The sequence below is a fragment of the Streptomyces sp. NPDC058632 genome, assembly GCF_042717095.1.
In the GTDB taxonomy this organism is placed as follows: Bacteria; Actinomycetota; Actinomycetes; order Streptomycetales; family Streptomycetaceae; genus Streptomyces.
Genome location: NZ_JBHXQZ010000030.1, coordinates 18,497 through 43,766, shown reverse-complemented (window position 1 = coordinate 43,766; position 25,270 = coordinate 18,497). Strand labels below are relative to the sequence as shown.

The window sequence follows — 25,270 nt, the reverse complement described above, 5'->3', positions numbered from 1 at the left end:
CTTTCGGCTGCCGTGGGACGGATACGGGCGGATACGTAGACTGGCCCCGTGAGCGACCTCCCCCCGAACGGCAACCACGACGACCACGGTGACCACGACGACCGGCCCGACCCCCTCTACCCCCTCGACTCCCCCGACCCCTTCGAGGAGATCATCGAGGCCGAGACGCACCGGGACCCCGACCTCGCGGTGATCGAAGCCGGCAGCCGCACCCTGCGCACGCAGGGCGGCGCGCCCGAGTCCGAGGTGCCCGCGCGGCCGGCGGACCCCGAGGCCGACAAGGCCCTGCGGGAGGTCGAGGGGGAACTGGCGACCCGCTGGGGCGAGACCAAGCTGGAGCCGTCCCTGGCCCGGGTCGCCGCGCTGATGGACGTCCTGGGCGAGCCGCAGCGCGCGTACCCCTCGATCCACATCACCGGCACCAACGGCAAGACGTCCACCGCACGCATGATCGAGGCCCTGCTCGGCGCCTTCGAACTGCGCACCGGGCGCTACACCTCGCCGCACGTCCAGTCGGTCACCGAGCGGATCAGCCTCGACGGCGCGCCGGTCTCCGCCGAGCGGTTCGTGGAGACGTACCGGGACATCGCGCCGTACGTCGGGATGGTCGACGACCGGCAGGAGCACCGGCTGTCCTTCTTCGAGGTGCTCACCGGCATGGCGTACGCGGCCTTCGCCGACGCGCCGGTGGATGCGGCCGTCGTCGAGGTCGGCATGGGCGGCAGCTGGGACGCCACCAACGTGATCGACGCCGGCGTCGCCGTGGTGATGCCGATCGACCTCGACCACACCGACCGGCTCGGCACCACGCCCGCCGAGATCGCCGCCGAGAAGGCCGGCATCATCAAGCCGGACGCGACCGTGATCATGGCCCAGCAGCCGGTCGACGCGGCCCAGGTACTGCTGAAGAAGGCCGTCGAGGCCGACGCGACCGTGGCCCGGGAAGGGCTGGAGTTCGGGGTCGTCGCCCGGCAGGTCGCCGTGGGCGGCCAGCAGCTGACCCTGCGCGGCCTCGGCGGCGAGTACCCCGAGGTGTATCTGCCGCTGCACGGCGCCCACCAGGCGCACAACGCCGCCGTGGCGCTCGCCGCCGTGGAGGCGTTCTTCGGCGTCGGCGCCCAGCGCGCCGAACCGCTGGACATCGACACCGTCCGCAAGGCCTTCGCCGCCGTCGCCTCACCGGGCCGGCTGGAGGTCGTACGCCGGTCGCCCACCGTCGTGCTGGACGCCGCCCACAACCCGGCGGGCGCGCGGGCCGCGGCCGGCGCGATCGGGGAGGCGTTCCAGTTCAGCCGGCTCATCGGCGTGGTCGGCGCGAGCGGCGACAAGAACGTGCGCGGGCTGCTGGAGGCCTTCGAACCGGTCTTCGCCGAGGTCGTCGTCACACAGAACTCCAGCCACCGCGCGATGGACGCCGACGAACTGGCCGGGATCGCCGTCGAGGTGTTCGGCGAGGACCGCGTCCAGGTCGAACCCCGGCTGCCCGACGCGCTGGAGGCGGCGATCACGCTCGCCGAGGAGGAGGGCGAGTTCACCGGCGCCGGTGTGCTCGTCACCGGTTCCGTCATCACCGTCGGCGAGGCCCGACTGCTTCTGGGGAAGGGCTGAGACACCGTGCGTACACTCTGCGCGTCGACCCTGATCGGCGAGTGCTTCGTCATCGGTTTCGCCGGACTGGTCGCGATGAAGGACCCGGACCTGGCGACCGGCACGGTGTGGACGGTCTGCGGCATCGCCATGTTCCTGTCCGTGGCCCTGTGCGGGATGATCACCCGGCCCGGCGGCACCGCCCTCGGCTGGGTCCTGCAGATCCTGCTGATCGCCTCCGGCGTCTTCGTCCCGGTGATGTTCTTCCTGGGCGTGATGTTCGCGGCGCTGTGGTGGGCCTCGGTGCACTACGGACGGAAGATCGACGAGGCGAAGGCCCGGTTCGCCGCCCGGGCCGAACAGCCTGACGCTGCGTGACAGGCACGGAGCCCTGCCCGGTAACCTTCACAAAACCTCGCACCACCCGTGATGCACAAGGAGCTCCGCCGTGACCCAGCGCACCCTCGTCCTCCTCAAGCCCGACGCCGTCCGGCGCGGCCTGACCGGCGAGATCATCAGCCGTATCGAACGCAAGGCCGGCTGGCAGCTCACCGCGCTGGAGCAGCGGACCCTGGACCGCGCCACTCTGGAGCAGCACTACGCGGAGCACGTCGGCCGCCCGTTCTACGAGCCCTTGATGGAGTTCATGGCATCAGGCCCCGTCGTGGCGATGATCGTCGAGGGTGAGCGGGTCATCGAGGGCGTGCGTCAGCTGGCCGGCCCGACCGACCCGGTCGCCGCGGCCCCGGGATCGATCCGCGGGGACTTCGGCGTCATCGTCCGGGAGAACCTGATCCACGCCTCCGACTCCGAGGAGTCCGCCGAGCGCGAGGTGAAGATCTTCTTCCCGGGCCGCGCCTGACGTCCACGGGCAACACCGTGCGTACCGGCCGCGCGTGACGGCCCCACGGGCAGTGCCGTGCGTACCGATCGCCCGCCTGGCCGTACGTGGCGTAACCGCCGTGCACGACGAACGCGCACAACGGTTGTGTACAACACGCGTACGACGAGGGGCGCGAGGACCGCACACGACGATCACCCGCCAAGGTCGCGCATAACAATCACGTAGCGGCCGTGGGCTGCGGTTTCGGACGCCTGGCGACGGTCTGGGGGCTTTGCCCCCAGACCTTTTCGACGTACGAGCGGCGTTCGGGGGAACGAATGCCCCCGATGGCCCGTCTCCACAAGCAACGGGATCCGCCATCCGATGACAATGGCGAAGACCCTCGCGCCGTGTTCGCGAAGGCGCGTCTACGATGGAAGCCTTCGCGTCACCGCACCCACCTCGCCTACCTGAAAAGCCCTCAAAAGCCAGTGGGAAGGCCAGACGAATCCTCATGGGGAACTCAATGTCGTTCATCGGCCGTGACATGGCTGTCGACCTCGGGACCGCCAACACGCTGGTGTACGTCAGAGGCCGCGGGATCGTACTCAATGAGCCGTCCGTCGTGGCGATCAACACCAATACCGGTGGCATCCTCGCGGTCGGGTCCGAAGCGAAGAAGATGATCGGGCGCACCCCCGGCAACATCGTTGCCGTCCGCCCCCTGAAGGACGGCGTCATCGCCGACTTCGAGATCACCGAGCGGATGCTCCGCTACTTCATCCTGAAGATCCACAAGCGGCGGTATCTGGCCCGTCCGCGGGTCGTCGTCTGTGTCCCCTCGGGCATCACAGGTGTGGAGCGCCGTGCCGTCATCGAGGCGTCGTCCCAGGCCGGCGCCCGCCAGGTGCACATCATCGAGGAGCCCATGGCCGCGGCCATCGGCTCCGGCCTGCCGGTCCACGAGGCCACGGGCAACATGGTGGTGGACATCGGCGGCGGCACCACGGAGGTCGCGGTCATCTCCCTCGGCGGCATCGTCACCGCCCAGTCCATCCGGGTCGCGGGCGACGAGCTGGACAACGCGATCATCCAGTACATCAAGAAGGAGTACTCCCTTCTGCTGGGTGAGCGCTCGGCCGAGCAGATCAAGATCACGATCGGTTCGGCGTACGACCTGGACTCCGACGAACACACCGAGATCCGCGGCCGGGACCTTGTCTCCGGGCTGCCCAAGACCGTGGTCATCTCCGCCGGCGAAGTCCGCAAGGCGATCGAGGAGCCCGTCAACGCGATCGTGGACGCCGTCAAGACCACCCTCGACAAATGCCCGCCGGAACTGTCCGGCGACATCATGGACCGGGGCATCGTGCTGACCGGTGGCGGCGCCCTGCTGCGCGGTCTGGACGAGCGGCTGCGCCAGGAGACGGGCATGCCCATCCACATCGCCGAGGACCCGCTGGACAGCGTGGCGCTCGGTTCCGGAAAGTGCGTCGAGGAGTTCGAGGCACTCCAGCAGGTGCTGGACGCCCAGCCGCGCAGATGACACACCTCTTCGATTCCGCCGTACGGGACGATCTCCTCCCGTACGGCGGATCGTTGATATGAAGACACCAGTTCCACCCATACTTTCCGACCGTTCCCGAAGACTTCCGAAGACCTGACGACTTCCGTTCTCGCTACCCGTTTCGACGAGGAAGGCACGGCCGCCGCACGTGAGGGACACACGAGAGAGCCGGCTGCTCCTGGTGCTGCTGATCACCACCGCTTTCGCACTGATCACGGTGGACATCCGCGGCGGAGAGGATTCACCGGTCGACGGTGCCCGACAGGCCGCGGCCACGGTCTTCGGCCCGATCGAGAACGGAGTGTCCGGCGCGGTCGACCCGATCGGCAACGCGGTCGCCGCGGTCCGTGACTCCGGCGACCGGCACGACCGGCTCGCCGAACTCGAGCGGGAGAACGCCACGCTCAAGGCCGAACTCGGCAGCGACGACCGCAACCGCAGCAGAGCCAAGCAGCTCGACACGATGCTGAAGGTCGCCGGCCAGGGCCAGTACGGCATCAAGGGCGCCCAGGTCATCGCCATAGGAGCGGCCCAGGGCTTCTCCTGGACGATCACCATCGACGTCGGCGCGAACGACGGCATCGAGCGCGACATGACCGTCCTCAACGGCGACGGACTCGTCGGCCGGGTCACCACCGTCGGCCCGCACACCGCCACCGTGCTGCTCGCCAACGACCCCGACTTCACCGTCGGCACCCGCATGGAGGCCGGTGACGAACTCGGCTTCGCCTCCGGCCAGGGCGACCAACCCCTGCGCGTCGAACTCCTCAACGGCAAGGCCGAGATCAAGAAGGGCGACCGGCTGGTCACCTTCGGCTCCCAGGCCGACAAGCCGTTCGTGCCCGGCGTCCCCGTCGGCACCGTCTCCCGGGTCGACCCCTCCGGCGGTGACCTCACCCGCACCCTCTACGTCACGCCGTTCGTCAGCTTCACCAAGCTCGACATCGTCGGCGTCGTCGTCCAGGCCCCCGCGAAGGACCCGCGCGACACGGTGCTGCCGAAGAAGCCGAAGCCGGTACCCACCCCGACCGTCACGGTGACCGTCACCCCGTCCGCCCCCGCCGACGGCCAGTACCAGCAAGAGCAGTAGGAGCTGTCACCCATGCGCGTCAACCGGATCCTGCTCTCCAGCTCACTGATCGTCGTCGCCCTGGTGATCCAGGTGAGCGTCCTCGCCCGCCTCCACCTCCCGGGCGCCGTCCCCGACCTGCTCCTCCTCACCGTCCTCGGCCTCGCCCTGGTCTACGGCCATGTCGGCGGCTCCCTCATCGGCTTCGGTGCGGGCCTCCTCGCCGACCTCGCACCGCCCGCCGACCACGCCGTCGGCCGCTACGCCCTCGTGCTGTGCGTCATCGGCTACCTCGCCGGACTGGTCAAGCCCGAGTCCGGCCAGGTGAGGTCGGCGACCGGCCCCATGACCGTGGTGGTCGCCGCCGCGGTCGGCTCCACCCTGCTCTACGCCGGCGTCGGCGCCCTCGTCGGTGACACCGCCGCCCGCCATGTCGGCCTCGGCGGACTGCTCTTCAGCGCCGCCCTGTACGACCTGCTGCTCGCCCCGTTCGTCGTCCCCGGCGTCATGGCCCTGGCCCGCCGGGCCGAGAACGATCCGCTCGCCGAGACCAGCTCCGCCAAGTCCGGCGACGTCGCCTCCGGCTGGAGCTCCGGCGGCACCGGGCTGCGCATCGGCGCCCAGCGGGGCCTTCGCGTGAAGGCGGCGCGGGCACGGGTGGCGCGGGCCGGCCGCATCAAGGGGGTCAAGCGCCTGTGACCCCGCACCACCTCACCGAGGGGGAGGAAACCGCGTGACCAACGCCCATCCGTCTCCCACCACCACCCCCCAACGGAATGGGCTGCGCCCATGAGTAATATCCCCGAGACCGGGCGCAGTACACGGGTGCAGATCCGGCTCGTCGTCATTCAGGTCCTCGTCCTCTCCCTCCTCGGCACCCTCGGCGGGCGCCTGTGGTACCTCCAGATCCGCGAAGGCGCCGAGTACGCCAAGGAGGCCTCCGGCAACCACGTCCAGCAGGTCGTCCAGCCCGCGGTCCGCGGCTCCATCCTGGACGCCCGCGGGGTGGCCCTCGCCGACAACGAGACCCGGCTGGTCGTCTCCGCCTCCCGCACCGAGCTGTTGAAGATGCGCGACGACGGCAAGGCGGTCCTCACCAAGCTCGCCGGTGTCCTCGGCATGCCCGCCAAGGACGTCACGGAGAAGGTCCGGCTGTGCGACGCCGAGACCCCCCAGCCCTGCTGGAACGGCTCGCCGTACCAGCCCATCCCCATCACCGACGAGGCCACCGCCAAGCAGGCCCTGCAGATCCGCGAGCGCGCCGAGGACTTCCCCGGCATCACCGCCGAACCCCAGGCCGTACGCCGGTACGCGGCCCCCGGGCAGGCCAACACCGCCCAGGTCCTCGGCTACCTCTCGCCCGTCACCGACGAGGAACTCCAGAAGGCGCAGGACACCGACTCGCCGTACCTGCGCTCCGACCAGGTCGGCCGTTCCGGCCTCGAGCGCCAGTACGACAAGGAGCTGCGCGGCAAGGCCGGCGTCACCCGCTACGAGGTCGACAACCTCGGCCGCGTCATCGGCGAGGCCCAGGCCGATCCCGCCGAACCCGGCGCCAACCTCGTCACCAGCATCGACGCGCGAGTGCAGCGGGTGGCGGAGTACGAGCTGAACGAGGCGATGAAGGCCGCCCGCAAGGAGATGGACCGCAACACCAACCGCCTCTACGAGGCCGACTCCGGTGCCGTCGTCGTCATGGAGGCCAAGACCGGCCGGGTCGTCGCCATGGCCTCCAACCCGAGCTACGACCCGAACGCCTGGGTCGGCGGCATCTCCGGCAAGGACTACGCGGGCCTGACCGGCAAGGACTCCAACTACCCGCTGCTCAACCGCGCCATCCAGGGCGTGTCGGCACCCGGCTCCATCTTCAAGGTCGTCCCGACCGCCGCCGCCGTCAACGCCGGGTACTCCTTCGACGGGCCCTACGAGTGCTCCAGCTCGTACTCCATCGGCGGCCAGGTCTTCAAGAACTTCGAGTCCCAGAACCACGGCCAGATCAGCCTCGGCCGTGCCCTCGAGGTCTCCTGCGACACCGTCTTCTACCGCCTCGCCCACGAGGAGTGGAAGCGCGACGGCGGCAACAAGCCCAAGAAGAACGCCGAGGACTGGTTCTACAAGACCTCCCACCAGTTCGGCCTCGGCGAGCTGACCGGCATCGACCTGCCCAACGAGGTCACCGGCCGGATCCCCGACCGCCAGTGGAAGCTCGACTACTGGGAGGCCAACAAGGACGCCTGGTGCAAGTCCGGCAAGAAGGACGGCAGCTACGTCGAGCAGATCGCCTACGAGAACTGCCTCGAAGGCAACCGCCTGCGCGCCGGTGACTCCGTCAACTACTCCATCGGCCAGGGCGACACCCTCGTCACCCCCATCCAGATGGCCTCCGTCTACGCGGCGCTCTCCAACGGCGGCACGCTCCACCGGCCCACCGTCGGCAAGGCCGTCATCAGCCCCGACGGCAAGAAGGTCACGGAGATCGAGCCCGAGGCGCAGAGCAAGCTGCCGGTCACCAAGAAGACCCTCGCCGAAATAGACGCCGCCCTCGAGGGAGTCGCCACCCGCGGTACGGCCGCCTGGCGGTTCGGCGGCTGGCCGCAGGACGAGATCCCGATGCACGCCAAGACCGGCACCGCGGAGGTCTACGGCAAGCAGACCACCTCCTGGTTCGCCACCTACACCAAGGACTACTCGATCGTCATGACGATCTCCCAGGGTGGTACCGGCTCCGGCGCCTCGGGCCCCGCCGTGCGCAACATCTACAACGCGCTGTACGGCGTCTCCCCGGACGGCGACATCGACCGGAAGAAGGCACTGCTGCCCACCCCGCAGAAGACACTGCCCGAGGTCAGGACGGACGGCACCATCGTCTCCCCGAAGGTCTCCAAGGACCCGGCCAAGGAGCAGCGGGCCGCCGCGGAGGGCGAGCAGGCGCCCGACGGCGGGTCCCAGGAGCAGGGCGCGACCACGACCACACCCCCGCCCGCCAACCGCGACACCCGCCGCCGCGACGCACGACGGGGCGAAGCAGGACGGGGCGGCGCACGGCGGGGCGGCGCACGGGCACGCCGCGCGGCAGGCCGGAGGTCGGCGCCATGACCGGCGGAGTCAACAGCTTCCACGTCTCCGGATACGGACCCGAGCGGGCCGGCTGGACGCGGCTCCTCGCCCGCGACTCCCCGGCCCGGCGCCTCGACTGGCCGATACTGCTGTCGGCGATCACCCTGTCGCTGCTCGGCTCCCTCCTGGTCTACTCGGCGACCCGCAACCGCACCGACATCAACCAGGGCGACCCGTACTACTTCCTGGTCCGGCACTGGCTGAACACCGGCATCGGCCTGGCCCTGATGATCGCCATGCTCTGGCTCGGCCACCGCGCCCTGCGCACCGCCGTGCCGGTCCTCTACGGCGCCTCGGTGCTGCTGATCCTGCTGGTGCTCACCCCGCTGGGCTCCACCATCAACGGCGCCCACTCCTGGATCCAGCTCGGCGGCGGCTTCTCGATCCAGCCGTCCGAGTTCGTGAAACTCACGATCATCCTGGGCATGGCGATGCTCCTCGCCGCCCGGGTCGACGCGGGCGACAAGCCCTACCCCGACCACCGCACGGTCCTGCAGGCACTCGGACTGGCCGCCGTCCCCATGGCGATCGTGATGCTGATGCCCGACCTCGGGTCGGTCATGGTCATGGTCGTCATCGTGCTCGGCGTCCTGCTCGCCTCCGGAGCCTCCAACCGGTGGGTCCTCGGCCTGATCGGCGCCGGCGCGGCCGGCGCGATCACCGTCTGGCAGCTCGGGGTGCTCGACGAGTACCAGATCAACCGCTTCGCCGCCTTCGCCAATCCCGAGCTCGACCCCGCCGGCGTCGGCTACAACACCAACCAGGCCCGCATCGCCATCGGCTCCGGCGGTCTCACCGGCTCCGGCCTCTTCGAGGGCTCGCAGACCACCGGCCAGTTCGTGCCCGAGCAGCAGACCGACTTCGTCTTCACCGTCGCCGGGGAGGAACTCGGCTTCGTCGGCGGCGGACTCATCATCGTCCTGCTCGGCATCATCCTGTGGCGCGCCTGCCGCATCGCCCGCGACACCACCGACCTGTACGGCACCATCGTCGCCGCCGGCATCGTCGCCTGGTTCGCCTTCCAGGCCTTCGAGAACATCGGGATGACCCTCGGCATCATGCCGGTCACCGGTCTGCCCCTGCCGTTCGTGTCCTACGGCGGCTCGTCGATGTTCGCGGTGTGGCTGGCCGTGGGCCTCCTGCAGTCGATCAGACTGCAACGCCCGCTGTCCGCGTAGCCCGGTCCGGCGGGCCCGACCGTCAGGCCTCCTCGTCCGACCTGGTTTCCCCGGCACCGACCGGGGAAACCGGTCGGTGCAATCATCGGCGACGAGTAGATTCGGGTCATGGCGGACACAAAACGTGAAATCGAGCGCAAGTACGAGTCCGGAGACAGTGAGCTCCCCGACCTGACCGGCGTCCCCGGCGTCGAGTCCGTCGTCGACCGGGGTGTGACCCACCTCGACGCCACCTACTACGACACCGCCGACGAGCGCCTCGCCGCCGCCTCCCTCACCCTGCGCAGACGAACCGGCGGCTCCGACGCCGGCTGGCACCTGAAGTTCCCCGTCGCCCCCGGCGTGCGCGACGAGATCCGCGCCCCGCTCTCCGACACCCTCCCGGAGAGCCTCGCCCGGCTCGTCCGCTCCCGCGTCCGCGACACCGAACTGAAGCCCGTGGTCCGGCTGCGCTCCGACCGGGACCTGCGCCACCTCCTCGACGCCGCAGGCCGGCTCCTCGCCGAGATCAGCGTCGACACGGTGCGCGCCGAACGCCTCACCGGCCACGGCGGCACCGCCCAGTGGACCGAGATCGAGGTCGAACTCGCCGACGACGGCGACCCCGCCTTCCTCGACAAGGTCGGCAAACGGCTCCGCAAGGCGGGCGTACGCCCGTCGAAGGCCGCCTCCAAACTGGCCCGCGCCCTCGCCGAGACCGCACCTCCGGCCGGCCTTCCCGAGGAAGCCGCCCCCGCTCCCGCACCCGCCCCGGCCGCGGCACCGAAGCGCAGGCACCGCAGCCGCCCGGTCGGGAAACCCGTCGACGCCGGCGACCACGTCCTCGCCTACGTCCGCGCCCAGCGGGACGCCCTCGTCGATCTCGACCCCGCCGTACGCCAGGACGTACCCGACTCCGTGCACCGCATGCGGGTCGCCACCCGCCGCCTGCGCAGCACCTTCCGCTCCTTCCGCTCCGTCCTGGACCGGGAGACCACCGATCCGATCGGCGTCGACCTGAAGTGGCTGGCCGCCGAACTCGGCCTGGACCGCGACCAGGAGGTACTCGCCGAGCGCCTGACCTCGGCCCTGGGCGAACTGCCCGACACCCTCGTCCTCGGCCCCGTCCGCGAACGGCTGGCCTCCTGGTCCGAGGCCGGCCACCGCGGAGCCCACAGCGAGGTCACCGCCATCCTCGACTCCCGCCGCTACCTCTCCCTGCTCGACACCCTCGACGCCCTGCTGGCCGACCCGCCCCTGCGGAAGAAGGCCGCCCGCGACCCCGGGAAGGTGCTCGCCAAGGCCGTGAGCGAGGACCTCGCCAAGGTGGCCGGCCTCGTCGTCCGGGCACTGGACCTGCCGCCCGGCCACGACCGCGACGTCGCCGTGCACGAAGCCCGCAAGAAGACCAAGCGCACCCGCTACGCCGCCGAGGCCGCCGCCCCGGCCCTCAAGGGTCCCGCCAGGGACCTGGTCAAGGACATGAAGACGCTCCAGAGCCTGCTCGGCGACCACCAGGACAGCGTCATGGCCCGCCAGACCCTGCGCGAACTGTCCGCCGTCGCCCACGCGGCGGGGGAGAGCGCCTTCACCTACGGCCTGCTCCACGGACACGAGGAACGCCGCGCGGAGATCGTCGAGGCGGCCCTCCCGGAAACCTGGACGCGGATCAGGAACGGCACCGCCTTCTGACGCAGGGTCCGCCGCGGGCCGTGCGGGGGACCTCCCCGGCCGGGTTAGGCTGGATGGTCCCCCCTGCCCGCACACAAAGGTTCCCGAGATGCCTGCCGAAGCCGCCGAGGCCGCTGAGTCTGTGTTTCCGCAGCTCGAAGCTCTGCTCCCGCATGTGCAGAAGCCGATCCAGTACGTCGGCGGAGAGCTCAACTCCACGGTCAAGCCTTGGGACAGCTGTGACGTCCGCTGGGCGCTCATGTACCCCGACGCGTACGAGGTCGGACTCCCCAACCAGGGCGTCATGATCCTCTACGAGGTGCTCAACGAGCAGGACGGCGTCCTCGCCGAGCGCACCTACAGTGTCTGGCCGGACCTGGAGGAGCTGATGCGCGAGCACCACGTCCCCCAGTTCACGGTCGACAGCCACCGCCCGGTCAAGGCCTTCGACGTGTTCGGCCTGAGCTTCTCCACCGAGCTCGGCTACACCAACATGTTCGCCGCCCTGGACCTCGCCGGCATCCCGCTCGAGGCCGGGGACCGCGGCCCGGACGACCCGATCGTCATGGCCGGCGGCCACGCCGCGTTCAACCCCGAGCCGATCGCCGACTTCATCGACTGCGCCGTCATCGGCGACGGCGAGCAGGCCGTCCTCGAGGTCACCCGGATCATCCGGGCCTGGAAGGAGGAGGGCCGCCCCGGCGGCCGCGAGGAGCTCCTCTTCCGCCTGGCCAGGACCGGCGGCGTGTACGTCCCCGGCTTCTACGACGTCGAATACCTCCCCGACGGCCGGATCGCCCGCGTCGTACCGAACAGGTCGGGCGTGCCGTGGCGCGTCTCCAAGCACACGGTCATGGACCTCGACGAGTGGCCCTACCCCAAGCAGCCCCTCGTCCCGCTCGCCGAGACGGTCCACGAACGCATGTCGGTGGAGATCTTCCGCGGCTGCACCCGCGGCTGCCGCTTCTGCCAGGCCGGCATGATCACCCGCCCGGTGCGCGAGCGCTCCATCACCGGCATCGGCGACATGGTCGAGAAGGGACTTCGTGCGACCGGCTTCGAAGAGGTCGGTCTCCTCTCCCTCTCCTCCGCCGACCACTCGGAGATCGGCGACATCGCCAAGGGCCTCGCCGACCGCTACGAAGAGGACAGGGTCGGCCTCTCGCTGCCCTCCACCCGCGTCGACGCCTTCAACGTCGACCTGGCCAACGAGCTGACCCGCAACGGCCGCCGCTCCGGCCTGACCTTCGCCCCCGAGGGCGGCTCGGAGCGCATGCGCAAGGTCATCAACAAGATGGTCTCCGAGGACGACCTGATCAGGACCGTCGCCACGGCCTACGGCAACGGCTGGCGCCAGGTGAAGCTCTACTTCATGTGCGGTCTGCCCACCGAGACCGACGACGACGTCCTCCAGATCGCCGACATGGCGATGAACGTCATCCAGAAGGGCCGCGAGGTCTCCGGCTCGGGCGACATCCGCTGCACCGTCTCCATCGGCGGCTTCGTCCCCAAGCCGCACACCCCCTTCCAGTGGGCCCCGCAGCTGTCGGCCGAGGAGACGGACGCCCGCCTGACCAAGCTGCGCGACAAGATCCGCGGCGACAAGAAGTACGGCCGCTCCATCGGCTTCCGCTACCACGACGGCAAGCCCGGCATCATCGAGGGCCTGCTCTCCCGCGGCGACCGCCGCGTCGGCGCGGTCATCCGCGCGGTCTACGAGGACGGCGGCCGCTTCGACGGCTGGCGCGAGCACTTCTCCTACGACCGCTGGATGCGCTGCGCCGACAAGTCCCTCGCGCAGTTCGGTGTGGACGTCGACTGGTACACCACCCGCGAACGCACCTACGAGGAGGTCCTCCCCTGGGACCACCTCGACTCCGGCCTCGACAAGGACTGGCTCTGGGAGGACTGGCAGGACGCCCTCGACGAAACAGAGGTCGAGGACTGCCGTTGGACCCCGTGCTTCGACTGCGGCGTGTGCCCTCAGCTCGACACCAGTATTCAAATCGGACCGACTGGTAAGAAGTTGCTTCCGCTGACGGTCAAGAACGCGGCGTCGGCTCCCAGTGGGGCGACGTCCTGAGCCGTCGTCCACGAGACATCCGGTGGGCCCACTCCCGAACATCGGGGTGGGTCCGCCGGCGTTCGCGGCCCGCGGTGGTGATGCGGTGTTGCGGCCGCGCGGGGTCGGACGCCGGTACCGGTGTCTGTACTGGTGCCGGCCCGGGCGGACGGGCGGCGACGAGGGGCGGGGGGACGGCTTCGAGGTCGTCCGACGCCCTTCTGGCGATGGCGATGGCGATGCGGGCGCGCAGGCCCACGTCACGGACCGGCGGGTTCGCGTGGCGGTGACACTCCAGAGCTGATTTCTGCAGCACTGTAGATTCGCGGGCGTGCGATGCGGGGAGGGGGACGCGTCGGCCCGGTGCCGGTGCATCCGAACGGCCTGCCGGGGCGTCTACCTCTGCATGGACCTGGAGAAGCCGGACGCCGAGAGACCGACACCGCCCGTACCGCGGCCTCCGCGGCGGCAGCCGGAGGCGGCGGGTGAGGGATGTCTGGTCGTGGCGATCCGCCTGCCGGTGCGGACCGTCGTGTTCCTCGTGGTCCTGCCGGTGCGGCTGGTGTGGGACGCGTGTGCCGTCGCCGCGCGGTGGCTGGGCCGCACCGTGTTCCGTCCGCTCGGGCGGGCGCTGCTGTGGATCGGGCGCGCGGTGTTCGTGTGGCCGCTGGCCGGGCTGTGGCGGTACGTCCTGGTGCCGCTCGGCAGCGCGCTCGCGTGGCTCGGGAACCTGGTGGTCGTCGTGCCCGCCGGGTGGCTGTACCGGTACGTGCTGGTGCCGCTCGGGAACGCGCTGGTGTGGCTGTACGCGCGCGTGCTGACGCCCTTCGGGCACGGCGTGATGTGGGTGCTGCGCGGGGCCGCGGCCGTCTGCGCCGCGATCGGGCTCGGGGCGTTCGCGGCCCTCGCCCGGCTCGCGCGGTATCTGGTCGTCGTGCCCTGTGCCTGGTTGTACAGGTGGGTGCTCACGCCCGTCGGGCGGGCCGTCGCCCGGTGCGCGAAGGGGCTGGCGCGGCTGGGGGGCATGCTCGTCACCGGTATCGGCACGGGCCTGTACTGGATCACCCGGATCCTGCTTGTGCTGCCCCTGCTCGCCGTGTGGCGCTGGGTTCTGGCGCCGGTCGGGCGGGTGCTCGCCGTCGTCGCGCGGGAGATCTGGAACGCCCTCGGACACGCCTGGCGGGTCACCGGGTACATCTCGCTCGCGGTGGGGCGGTTCGTGGGGGCCCTCTTCCGGTGGACCGTCGTGGAACCGGCGCGCTGGGTGTACGCACGCGTACTGACACCGGTGGGGCATGTGGTGCGGGACGTGGTGCTGCGGCCCGCCGCCGCGGCGGGCCGTGCCGTGGGGCGGGCCGTACGGCAGTCCCTCGCCTCCGCCCGCGCGACGCTGCGGCAGACGCGCGCCGACCTCCGCCGGATGCTCGTCGGGGAGCAGCGGCCGGCACCGGTCGAGAACCGGCGGGAACCTATCGGCGGTGACACGCGTACTCTTGGTAGCAGTACGACCGCACTCACGAAGGACTGAACGACACTGGGCAAGCGACAGCCCGAAGGCCCGCCGCCCGCACCCGCGGTGCAGCGCATCCGACTGCGTTACACCAAGCGCGGCCGCCTCCGGTTCACCAGCCACCGTGACTTCCAGCGTGCCTTCGAGCGCGCGCTGCGCCGTGCCGAGGTGCCGATGGCGTACTCGGCGGGGTTCACGCCGCACCCGAAGGTGTCGTACGCCAATGCCGCACCCACCGGCACGGGCAGTGAGGCGGAGTACCTCGAGATCGCACTCACCCGGGAGCGCGACCCGGAACTGCTCAGAACGCTCCTCGACGAGTCGCTGCCCCCGGGCCTCGACATCGTGGAGGCGGCCGAGGCCCGCACCTCGGGGCTCGCCGACCGGCTCACGGCTTCGGTGTGGGAGCTGCGGCTGGACGATGTCGACGCCGAGGAGGCCCGCCGAGCGGTGGACGCCTTCAACGCGGCCGGGACCGTCGAGGTGCAGCGCCGGACGAAGAACGGCGTCCGTACGTTCGACGCCCGCTCCGCGGTCGTGGATCTGGAGAGCGTGGAGACGCCCTCTTCGCCGGCCGATAGGCCGACCGGCCGGCCCTGTGCGATACTGCGGCTGGTTGTTCGGCACGTGACGCCTGCCGTTCGACCCGACGACGTCCTGTCCGGTCTCCGCGCCGTGGCCGATCTGGCGCCGCCGGTCCCCGCAGCGGTGACCAGGCTGGCGCAGGGGCTGCTCGATGAAGAGACCGGCACGGTGACCGACCCGCTCGCGCCCGACCGCGAGGCAGCAGCGACCGAGCCGCAACCGGCCGGTGCCACTGCCACCGCGACGGTGCCGGCGTAGGGAAGGTCCCGCGTAGGGACAAACGTCGTAGCGCCGCCCTCGTACCTCGGGAGCCACCCGGGTCGGGCAGCGCACCCCACCACAAGACTTTCGCCAGGCCGTGCGCATTCGGTGTACGGAACCGGCGAGACAGGACACAGAGAGCTCCCGTGCGGCGCCCGCGCCCCGGACGGCGGTAACCGCGCTTCGCGCGAACCGCGGACGTCACCGGCATCGCCGGACCAGGTGCGGCGCCCGGGAGCCTGACGGGAGAAACCCCCGCATGCTCGAACCGACCGAGCCCACAGAGGGCTCCGAACCGAACAGCCCCAGCGACACCCTGCCGCCGCGCCGTCGGCGCCGGGCCGCGTCCCGGCCGGCCGGCCCGCCCGTGGCGGCCCCCGGCACGACGGACCCGGAGGCCGCCCCGGCCATACCGGCCGCCGAGTCCGCCCGGTCCTCCGATCCGTTCGTGGAGAACGACGAGCCCGAGGCCGCGGAAGGCACCGGGAGCGAGACGGCCGCGGCACCTGAGCCGGTGGCGGCCCAGGCCGAGGCCCCGGCCGACGCGGACGACGCCGCTCCGCGCAGGCGCCGACGGGTCGCGCGCCGCCCGGCCTCGTCCGCGGGCGCGCCGGAGGCGGCGCAGGCCGCCGAGACCGTCGTACCGGCGACCGAGACCCCGGCCGTGCCGGACGCTCCGGCCGTCGAGCCCGTCGAGCCCGTCGAGCCCGTCGCGGACGCCGAGCCGGCCGCTCCGGCCGCGGATGCGGCTCCGCCGCGGGCGCGCCGTCGTGCCACGCGCCGCGTGACCTCGCCGGCGGCCCCCGTCGCCGGGGCCACCGAAGCGGCACAGGCCACCGCGGGCGCCGAGAGCGCCGTGAGCGCGGACGGCCCGCAGGCCGCCGACGCCGCGGCCGTTTCGGACACCGCCCCCCTCGCGGACACCGCCGAGGCCGCCGTCGCCGACGACGAGGCTCCCCGTCGTACCCGGCGTCGCGCCTCGCGTCGTGCCTCCGCCCCCGTGACCGCCGAGACGGCGCAGACCGCTCCGTCCGCCGAAGCCGCCGCCTCCCCCGCCGAGGAGGCGAAGGCTCCCGTGACCGAGACCACCGGGGAGACCCCCACGTCCCCCGAGACCTCCACGACGTCCGAGACCCCCGAGGCGCCCGCCGCGGACGAGGCCGCTCCGCGCCGCCGTCGCCGTGCGGTCCGCAAGGCCGCCGCCGGATTCGCCGAGCCCGCCCGGCCCGCCGCAGGGTCCGCCAGGGCCGCCGAGGCCGAGCCGTCGAAGCGTCCCGCGCGTCCCGCGGTCGCCGTCTTCCGGGCTCCCGTGTTCACCGAGCCCCAGTTCCAGACCCCGGAGCGGGCCGCCGCCGAAGCGGCCGCCGAGGCCGTCGGCCCGGCGGAGCCCGATGAGCCCCAGGTGACCGAGGTGACCGAGGAGCTTGTGGAGGAGCCCGCCGCCCCCCGGCGCCGTCGCCGTCGCCGGGGCGCCGCGGACGAGACCGACGCGGCACCGGCCGCCCAGGCCGCTTCCGCCGGAGCCGGCAGCACCCGTACCGAGTCCGCTCCCGACACCCGCGCCGACGAGGAGGCGGACGAGGACGCCGACGCCGACGAGCAGGCCGAGGACCACGCGGACGACGACCAGGACGAGAACGAGGGCGCCGGTTCCCGCCGTCGCCGTCGCCGGGGCGGCCGTCGCCGCAGGCGCGGCGAGTCCGCCGAGGCAGACGCCGAGGGCGGCGAGCCCGGGGACGACACCGAGCAGGACGACGAGGACACCGCAGACGGGTCCGCCGAGGACGCCGACGACGGCGAGGAGCCGGCCGAGGACCGTGACGACCCGGACGCCGCGGGCGGCTCCAGCAGCAGCCGGCGCCGTCGTCGCCGACGCCGGCGGGCCGGGGACGGCGGTGGCGAGGCCGAGGCCGAGGCCTCCACCGACGACCCCGAGCGCACCGTCGTCAAGGTCCGCGAGCCGCGCAAGGCCTCCGAGCCGTCGGACGAGGTGCAGTCCATCAAGGGCTCCACCCGCCTGGAGGCGAAGAAGCAGCGCCGCCGGGAAGGCCGTGAGCAGGGCCGCCGACGCGTCCCGATCATCACCGAGGCCGAGTTCCTGGCCCGCCGCGAGGCCGTCGAGCGCGTCATGGTGGTCCGGCAGTACGGCGACCGTACGCAGATCGGCGTCCTGGAGGACGGCGTGCTCGTCGAGCACTACGTCAACAAGGAGCAGGCCACCTCGTACGTCGGCAACGTGTACCTCGGCAAGGTGCAGAACGTGCTGCCGTCGATGGAGGCGGCCTTCATCGACATCGGCAAGGGCCGCAACGCCGTGCTCTACGCCGGTGAGGTCAACTTCGAGGCGCTGGGCATGGCCAACGGCCCGCGCCGGATCGAGGCCGCGCTGAAGTCGGGCCAGCCGGTCCTCGCCCAGGTGACGAAGGACCCGATCGGGCACAAGGGTGCCCGTCTGACCAGTCAGGTCTCCCTCCCGGGCCGCTACCTCGTGTACGTCCCCGAGGGCTCGATGACCGGCATCAGCCGCAAGCTGCCCGACACCGAGCGTGCCCGGCTGAAGACCATCCTCAAGAAGGTCGTCCCCGAGGACGCGGGCGTCATCGTGCGCACCGCCGCCGAGGGCGCGAGCGAGGACGAGCTGCGCCGTGACGTCGAGCGGCTGCAGGCGCAGTGGGAGGACATCAAGAGGAAGTCCAGGAGCGGCGGCAGCTCGAACGCGCCGACGCTGCTGTACGGCGAGCCGGACATGACCGTCCGGGTCGTGCGGGACATCTTCAACGAGGACTTCACCAAGGTCATCGTCAGCGGTGACGAGGCCTGGGAGACCGTCCACGGGTACGTCGCGCACGTCGCGCCCGACCTGGCCGACCGGCTGCAGAAGTGGACCAGCGAGGTCGACGTCTTCGCCACGTACCGGATCGACGAGCAGCTCGCCAAGGCCCTGGACCGCAAGGTCTGGCTGCCCAGCGGCGGTTCGCTGGTGATCGACCGGACCGAGGCGATGGTCGTCGTCGACGTCAACACCGGCAAGTTCACCGGCCAGGGCGGCAACCTCGAGGAGACGGTCACCAGGAACAACCTGGAGGCGGCCGAGGAGATCGTGCGCCAGCTGCGGCTGCGCGACCTCGGCGGCATCATCGTCATCGACTTCATCGACATGGTGCTGGAGTCCAACCGGGACCTGGTGCTGCGGCGCCTGCTGGAGTGCCTGGGCCGGGACCGTACGAAGCACCAGGTCGCCGAGGTGACCTCGCTGGGCCTGGTGCAGATGACCCGTAAGCGGGTCGGCCAGGGTCTGCTGGAGTCGTTCTCGGAGACCTGCGTCCACTGCAACGGACGCGGTGTCCTCGTCCACCTGGACCAGCCCACCTCCACCGGAGGCGGCGGCAAGCGCAGGAAGCGGGCGCGGGCCGGGGCCGGGGAGCACATCCACGAGCACGAGGCCGACGTCGTCACGACGGCGGAGCAGGAGGCGGAAGAGGAGTCGGAGGCCGAGGTCGCCGCCGAGACGGCCCAGCCGGTCGCGCTCCCGGCGCCCGAGTACATCCCCGACGAGGAGCTGTACAGCAGCGCCGCCGAGGCGGAGGCCGCGGCCACCCGCGGACGCGGCCGCCGCCGGGCCGGCCGAAGGGCCTCGGCCCCGGCGGGCGCGCCGAGGCGCGAGGAGCGCCGTCGCGAGCCGGCCGCCGTCGAGACCACGGGCGCGGCCACCGCCGAGGAGCTTGTGGACCAGGCGCCGACTGCCCAGGACACGACGGCCGCGCAGGAAGCCGCGCGTCCGGTGCAGCCGGAGCCGGCCGCCGAGGCGTACGCCGCACCGGCCGCCGCCGAGGACCCGGTCGTCGAGGCCCCCGCCGAAGCCCCCGTCGAGGCGCCCGTCGCCGAGGAGGCCGCTCCCAAGGGCCGTACGCGCCGTCGGGCCACCCGCAAGGTGTCCGCGCCGGCCGGTTCCCCGGCGGGTGCCGAGGCCGCGGTGGTGACGGTCGCGGAGACCGCGCCCACGGCCGGGCCGTCGACGCCCGAACCGACGCCCGAACCGGTGGCCGAGCAGTCCCCGGCCGAGCCGGCGGCGTCGCCCGAGCCGGTGGCCGATCCCGCCGCTCCGCCGCGCCCGCGCCGCCGCGCGGTGCGCAAGCCCACCGTGTCCACCGCGTCCGAGGAGGCGGCCGTCGTGGTCGTTCCGTTGGCCACGGCGGACGAGGCAGGGGCCGTCGCGGAGGAGGCGTCCGTCGCGGAGGAGGCGTCCGTCGGGGAAACCGCCGACGTGGCGGCTCCGGCCAGGAAGACCGCCCGCACGGTGGCCAAGAAGGCCACGGCGAAGAAGGCGGCTACGAAGAAGACGGGGGCCACCAAGGCCACCGCCAAGAAGACGACGGCGAAGAAGGCGGCGAAGACCACCAAGGCGACCGCCGCCAAGACGACCGCGAAGAAGACGACCGCGAAGAAGACGACGGCGAAGAAGAAGACCGCGGCGGCCGAACAGCAGTCTCCCCCGTCCGTGTCGACCACCACCGACGGGGAGTGACGTCGAACCGTACGAGGAACGTGATCCGCCCCCGGCCTTGCCGGGGGCGGATCACTTTTATCCTGGCCCTTGGTTGTCACGCAAGAATCGAATGTGTGAATGGTGGGTGAATCGAAGTTCCTGAGTCACCGTTATGATGTGACTTAAGATTAACGCTAAAGTTGGACAAACAGGGACTTTATTCCCTGCGTGAGCAGAGTATTGGGGCGTAAGACGTGAAGGCTCTCGTGCTTTCCGGGGGAGCGGGTACCCGTCTCCGTCCAATCACCCACACCTCGGCCAAACAGCTGGTGCCCGTCGCCAACAAGCCTGTGCTCTTCTACGGCCTGGAAGCGATCGCCGAAGCCAAGATCAGCGAGGTCGGGATCATCGTCGGCGACACCGCGGACGAGATCCGTGAGGCGGTGGGGGACGGCTCCCGCTTCGGGATCGAGGTCACCTACATCCCCCAGGAGGCGCCCCTGGGGCTGGCGCACGCCGTGCTCATCGCCCAGGACTTCCTCGGTGACGACGACTTCGTCATGTATCTCGGCGACAACTTCATCGTCGGTGGCATCACCGGACTGGTGGACGAGTTCCGGACCGAGCGGCCCGACGCGCAGATCCTGCTGACCAGGGTCCCCAACCCCACCTCCTTCGGCGTCGCCGAACTCGGCGGCGACGGCCGGGTGGTGGGTCTGGAGGAGAAGCCGAAGCAGCCGAAGAGCGATCTGGCTCTCGTCGGCGTCTACCTGTTCACCCCGGCCATACACGAGGCGGTCCGCTCCATCGAGCCCTCCTGGCGCGGCGAGCTGGAGATCACGCACGCCATCCAGTGGCTGATCGACGAGAAGCGGGACGTCCGCTCCACCACGATCTCCGGGTACTGGAAGGACACCGGCAACGTCACCGACATGCTGGAGGTCAACCGGTCCGTCCTGGAGTCCCTGGAGCCGCACAACGCGGGCGTGGTGGACGAGGCCAGCGAGATCATCGGCCGGGTGCGCATCGAGGAGGGTGCGCGCGTCAACGGCAGCCGGATCGTCGGGCCGGCGGTCATCGGCGCGGGTACGGTGGTCAACGACGCGTACATCGGCCCTTTCACCTCGGTGTCCGAGGGCTGTCGGATCGAGGACAGCGAAATCGAGTACTCCATCGTTCTGCGGGGCTCGTCCGTGACCGGCGTGCGCCGGGTGGAGGCCTCGCTCATCGGGCGCGATGTCGAGGTCACGCCCGCTCCCCGTAACCCCAAGGCCCACCGGCTCGTGCTCGGTGATCACAGCAAGGTGCAGATCTCCTCATGACGGCCCCTTCCTCCCAAGCTTCACCTGCCCGCCCGACCCGGATCCTGGTGACCGGCGGTGCCGGCTTCATCGGCTCGCACTACGTCCGTACGCTGCTCGGCCCCCAGGGCCCCGGTGATGTCGCGATCACCGTCCTGGACAAACTGACGTACGCGGGCAACCCGGCCAACCTCGACGAGGTGCGCGCGCACCCGGGGTTCGCCTTCGTGCAGGGCGACATCTGCGACCCGGAGCCGGTCGGCAAGCTGATGGCCGAGCACGACCAGGTCGTGCACTTCGCCGCCGAGTCGCATGTCGACCGCTCCATCGACGGCGGCGCGGAGTTCGTCCGCACGAACGTGGTCGGCACCCACACGCTCATCGACGCCGCGCACCGGGCCGGCATCAAGACCTTCGTGCACATCTCCACCGACGAGGTCTACGGCTCGATCGACGAGGGCTCCTGGCCCGAGACCCACCCGCTGCAGCCCAACTCGCCCTACTCCTCGGCGAAGGCATCCAGCGACCTGATCGCGCTGTCCTACCACCGCACCCACGGCCTGGACGTCCGCGTCACCCGCTGCTCCAACAACTACGGGCACCACCACTTCCCCGAGAAGGTCATCCCGCTCTTCGTCACCAACCTCCTCGACGGCAAGAAGGTCCCGCTGTACGGCGACGGCGGCAACGTCCGCGACTGGCTGCACATCGACGACCACGTCCAGGGCATCGAACTGGTCCGCACCAAGGGCCGGGCGGGCGAGGCCTACAACATCGGCGGCGGCACCGAACTCTCCAACAAGCAACTCACCGGGCTGCTGCTGGAGGCGTGCGGCGCCGACTGGGAGACCAGCGTCGAGTACGTCGAGGACCGCAAGGGCCACGACCGCCGCTACTCCGTCGACTGCACGAAGATCCGCGAAGAGCTGGGCTACGAGCCGCGCAAGGAATTCCGCGAGGGCCTTGCCGAAACCGTCCAGTGGTACCGGGACAACCGCGACTGGTGGGAGCCGCTGAAGGAGCGGGCGGCGCTGAGCTGACGCGCCTTCACCCCTGCGGGCCCGGGACGAGCCCCGGGCCCGCTCAGGCATATCCGCGCGCCCCGGCCCCCGCGGCGGCCCGCGCCATCCGGCACAGAGGACAAGAAGAGGGATGAACCCGATGAAGGAACAGGCCGACGCTCCGGCCGGCTGGCTGGTCACCGGGGCGGGCGGCATGCTCGGCCAGGACGTGCTGGCCCGGCTGGCCGCGGCGGGTGCGCAGGTCACCCCCCTCGACCGGGCGGCGCTGGACCTCACGGACGCCGACGCCGTACAGCGGACGCTTCAGCGCCACCGGCCCGCCGTGGTCGTCAACTGCGCGGCCTGGACCGCCGTGGACGACGCCGAGACCCGCGAGGCCGAGGCGCTCGCGATCAACGGCGACGGCCCGGCCCACCTCGCCGACGCCTGCGCCCGCACCGGCGCCGTCCTGCTCCACGTCTCCACCGACTACGTCTTCGGCGGCGACGCCACCACGCCGTACGCCGAGGACGCCCCCACTGCCCCGCGCAGCGCCTACGGCCGCACCAAGCTCGCCGGCGAGCAGGCCGTCCTGAAGGCCCTCCCGGACAGCGGCTACGTCGTCCGCACCGCCTGGCTGTACGGCACGGGCGGTCCCAACTTCGTCCGTACCATGCTCCGCCTGGAGGGCCGGCACGAGACGCTGGACGTCGTGGACGACCAGCGGGGCCAGCCCACCTGGAGCGCCGACCTCGCCGGTCTGCTGCTCGAGCTGGGGCGCGGAGCGCTGGCCGGTACCGCCCCGGCGGGCGTCTACCACGGCACCGGCTCCGGCGAGACCACCTGGTACGGCTTCACCCGGGAGATCTTCCGCCTGCTCGGCGCCGACCCGGACCGGGTCCGTCCCACCACCAGCGAGGCATTCGTCCGCCCCGCCCCCCGCCCGGCCTACAGCGTGCTCGGCCACGAGCGCTTCGCTGCGGCCGGCATCGAGCCGCTGCGCGACTGGCGCGCGGCCCTCACCGAGGCGTTCCCGGAGATCCACCGGGGCCACGAGAAGGAGAACCCGGCGTGACAGTCAAGGTCAGCGTCGTCATCGCGGTCTACAACCCGGGCAAGTACGTCGAGGACTGCATCACAGGCCTGCTGCGGCAGAGCCTCACCCCCGACGAGTTCGAGGTCTTCTTCGTCGACGACGGCTCCACCGACGAGACCCCCGCCCGGCTGGACCGGCTGGCGGCCGAACACCCCCACATCCACGTCATCCACCAGGAGTCCTCCGGCTGGTCCGGCAAGCCCCGCAACACCGGCATCGACGCCGCCCGGGGCGAGTACATCATGTTCGCCGACCACGACGACTGGCTCGGCGACGAGGCCCTGGAGCGGATGTACGACTACGGCAAGGCGAACGGCGCCGACGTGGTCGTGGGAAAGATGGCGGGCCTCGGCCGCCCGGTCCCCCAGGAACTGTTCCGGGTCAACCGGCCGCGCGCGACGGTGGAGAACGCGCCTCTGATCGACAGCCTCACCCCGCACAAGATGTTCCGGCGGGAGTTCCTCGAGCAGCACAACATGCGCTTCAAGGAGGGCCGCCGCCGGCTGGAGGACCACGTCTTCGTCGTCGAGGCCTATCTGCGGGCCAAGAGCGTCGCCGTCCTCGGCGACTACCTGTGCTACTACCACATCACCCGCGACGACGGCTCCAACGCCGGCTTCCAGCGCTTCGACCCGGTCGGCTACTTCACCAACCTGCGTGAGGCCCTCGACGTGGTCGAGGAGCTCACCGAGCCCGGCCCGCTGCGCGACAAGCTGTTCAGCCGCTGGCTGCGCAACGAGATGGTCGAGCGGCTGCGCGGCAACCGGCTGCTCAAGCTCCCCGAGGACTACGCCGAGGAGCTGTACCGCGAGATCCGCGGTGTGGTCACCGAGCGATTCGGTCCGGGCGTGTTCGCCGGCGTCGCCCCCACCCAGCGGGTGGTGGCCGGACTGGTCGCCGCCGACCACTACCAGGACGTCAGGGCCCTCGCCCACTGGGAGGCCGGGATCGGACCCACCGGCACCCTGGACTCCCTGGCCTGGGAGGACGGCGTCCTGAACATCGGCTTCACCTCCGAGTACCAGGTCGACGGCGAGCCGATGACCTTCCGCCGGGAGGGCGAGCGCGACCTGCTCGGCCTGCCGCTGTCCGACAAGGCGCTCGAGGCACTGGCCGGCCAGAACATCACACTGGACGCCCCGGTCGGCAAGAGCGACGTGGACCTGGTGGTCCGCCACCGAGAGGACGCCAGGCAGTACTACCTCCCGGTCGAGTGCGAACTGCACCGCCTGGACGCGGGGGACGGCTCCTTCCGCCAGCGCATCACCACGCGCGCCGCCCTCGACCCGGAGACCGCGGCCGCGGGCAAGCCCCTGGGCAAGGGCATCTGGGACCTGCACCTGCGCATCAAGTCCTGCGGCTGGAGCAAGGAGACCCGGCTCGGCGCGGTGCGCGGCGAGGACGTGGAGGCCGGACGGCTGGCCGCGCTCACCGGTGAGCCGAGGCGGCTGGTCCTGCCGTACTGGACCGACGGGCCGGGCAACCTCTCCCTCGACGTCGACCAGCACACCAACAAGCTGGAGCGCGAGGCGGTGGCCCTGATGGACCCGACCGAGGCCGTGGTCGAGGGCTCCGCCGTACGGCTCCCGCTGCCGCTGCACGTCGCGGCGGACACCGGGAACCCGGTGCAGCTCCGCTTCGAGCGCAAGAACGTGGGAAAGTTCCCGGCCGACGCCGAGGTGTCCGGCCGCACGGTGAGCGCCACACTGCCGCTGGAGAAGCTCACCGGGAAGCGCTGGGCCGTCCGGATCGGCGTGCCGTCCGCCGACCGCGGCGAGGCGAAATGGACCCGGCTCCCGGTCGACGTGGTGGTCACCGCCGACGGCACCGCCCGGGTGATCGACCGGCACACCCCGCCCGCCCCGGGGAGGCCGGACCCGACGCCGTCCGCGCAGCCCCGCCCCCTGTGGCGTCGGGCCGCCGGGCACATCAAGCGTTCCCTGACGAACCAGCAGAAGAAGAACTGAGGACCCCTTC

General features: G+C 71.4%; 17 protein-coding genes. All 17 read left to right on the top strand.

The genetic code is table 11. The features are described from left to right. Positions 1-48 precede the first annotated feature (48 nt). Positions 49-1,608, top strand: coding sequence for a bifunctional folylpolyglutamate synthase/dihydrofolate synthase (locus tag ACFWVE_RS14115; protein WP_384012761.1), 1,560 nt, complete (start codon positions 49-51; stop codon positions 1,606-1,608). Between the two features lie 6 nt (positions 1,609-1,614). Further along, on the top strand, positions 1,615-1,965 hold the full coding sequence (locus ACFWVE_RS14110) for a DUF4233 domain-containing protein (protein WP_384012759.1): 351 nt from the start codon (positions 1,615-1,617) through the stop codon (positions 1,963-1,965). A gap of 70 nt (positions 1,966-2,035) precedes the next feature. Beyond that, positions 2,036-2,449 (top strand): nucleoside-diphosphate kinase, encoded by a 414-nt coding sequence (gene ndk, locus ACFWVE_RS14105; RefSeq protein ID WP_257849078.1) that lies wholly within the window; start codon positions 2,036-2,038, stop codon positions 2,447-2,449. 487 nt (positions 2,450-2,936) lie between these two features. Then, positions 2,937-3,956 carry a rod shape-determining protein gene (locus ACFWVE_RS14100; RefSeq protein WP_384012755.1) on the top strand — a complete coding sequence of 340 codons (1,020 nt, stop codon included), beginning with the start codon at positions 2,937-2,939 and terminating at the stop codon, positions 3,954-3,956. A gap of 169 nt (positions 3,957-4,125) precedes the next feature. Next, positions 4,126-5,067, top strand: coding sequence for a rod shape-determining protein MreC (gene mreC, locus ACFWVE_RS14095; protein ID WP_384012752.1), 942 nt, complete (start codon positions 4,126-4,128; stop codon positions 5,065-5,067). Between the two features lie 12 nt (positions 5,068-5,079). After that, positions 5,080-5,745, top strand: coding sequence for a rod shape-determining protein MreD (gene mreD, locus ACFWVE_RS14090; RefSeq protein WP_384012750.1), 666 nt, complete (start codon positions 5,080-5,082; stop codon positions 5,743-5,745). A 90-nt stretch (positions 5,746-5,835) separates the two neighbouring features. After that, entirely contained in the window at positions 5,836-8,142 is a 2,307-nt protein-coding gene (gene mrdA / locus ACFWVE_RS14085; protein ID WP_384012747.1) for a penicillin-binding protein 2, read from the top strand. Further along, positions 8,139-9,341 carry a rod shape-determining protein RodA gene (gene rodA / locus ACFWVE_RS14080; protein WP_384012744.1) on the top strand — a complete coding sequence of 401 codons (1,203 nt, stop codon included), beginning with the start codon at positions 8,139-8,141 and terminating at the stop codon, positions 9,339-9,341. Before mrdA ends, rodA begins: the two co-directional genes overlap by 4 nt. A gap of 108 nt (positions 9,342-9,449) precedes the next feature. Next, positions 9,450-11,012, top strand: a complete 1,563-nt coding sequence (locus tag ACFWVE_RS14075; protein ID WP_384012741.1) for a CHAD domain-containing protein — start codon at positions 9,450-9,452, stop codon at positions 11,010-11,012. Positions 11,013-11,100: 88 nt separating this feature from the next. Beyond that, a complete protein-coding gene (locus ACFWVE_RS14070; protein ID WP_384012738.1) occupies positions 11,101-13,074 on the top strand; it encodes a TIGR03960 family B12-binding radical SAM protein in 1,974 nt (657 codons plus the stop codon). A gap of 385 nt (positions 13,075-13,459) precedes the next feature. After that, positions 13,460-14,581 (top strand): hypothetical protein, encoded by a 1,122-nt coding sequence (locus tag ACFWVE_RS14065; RefSeq protein ID WP_384012736.1) that lies wholly within the window; start codon positions 13,460-13,462, stop codon positions 14,579-14,581. A 48-nt stretch (positions 14,582-14,629) separates the two neighbouring features. After that, a complete protein-coding gene (locus ACFWVE_RS14060) occupies positions 14,630-15,406 on the top strand; it encodes a TIGR03936 family radical SAM-associated protein (RefSeq protein WP_384012733.1) in 777 nt (258 codons plus the stop codon). A gap of 262 nt (positions 15,407-15,668) precedes the next feature. After that, positions 15,669-19,934, top strand: a complete 4,266-nt coding sequence (locus ACFWVE_RS14055) for an Rne/Rng family ribonuclease (protein WP_384012731.1) — start codon at positions 15,669-15,671, stop codon at positions 19,932-19,934. Between the two features lie 215 nt (positions 19,935-20,149). Next, complete coding sequence (locus ACFWVE_RS14050; protein ID WP_384012728.1) at positions 20,150-21,217, top strand: glucose-1-phosphate thymidylyltransferase; 1,068 nt, start codon at positions 20,150-20,152, stop codon at positions 21,215-21,217. Beyond that, positions 21,214-22,236, top strand: a complete 1,023-nt coding sequence (rfbB, locus tag ACFWVE_RS14045; RefSeq protein ID WP_384012725.1) for a dTDP-glucose 4,6-dehydratase — start codon at positions 21,214-21,216, stop codon at positions 22,234-22,236. Before ACFWVE_RS14050 ends, rfbB begins: the two co-directional genes overlap by 4 nt. Positions 22,237-22,348: 112 nt before the next feature. Beyond that, positions 22,349-23,272 (top strand): dTDP-4-dehydrorhamnose reductase, encoded by a 924-nt coding sequence (gene rfbD / locus ACFWVE_RS14040; protein ID WP_384012723.1) that lies wholly within the window; start codon positions 22,349-22,351, stop codon positions 23,270-23,272. Beyond that, complete coding sequence (locus tag ACFWVE_RS14035; protein ID WP_384012721.1) at positions 23,269-25,260, top strand: glycosyltransferase family 2 protein; 1,992 nt, start codon at positions 23,269-23,271, stop codon at positions 25,258-25,260. Before rfbD ends, ACFWVE_RS14035 begins: the two co-directional genes overlap by 4 nt. Positions 25,261-25,270: the final 10 nt, after the last annotated feature.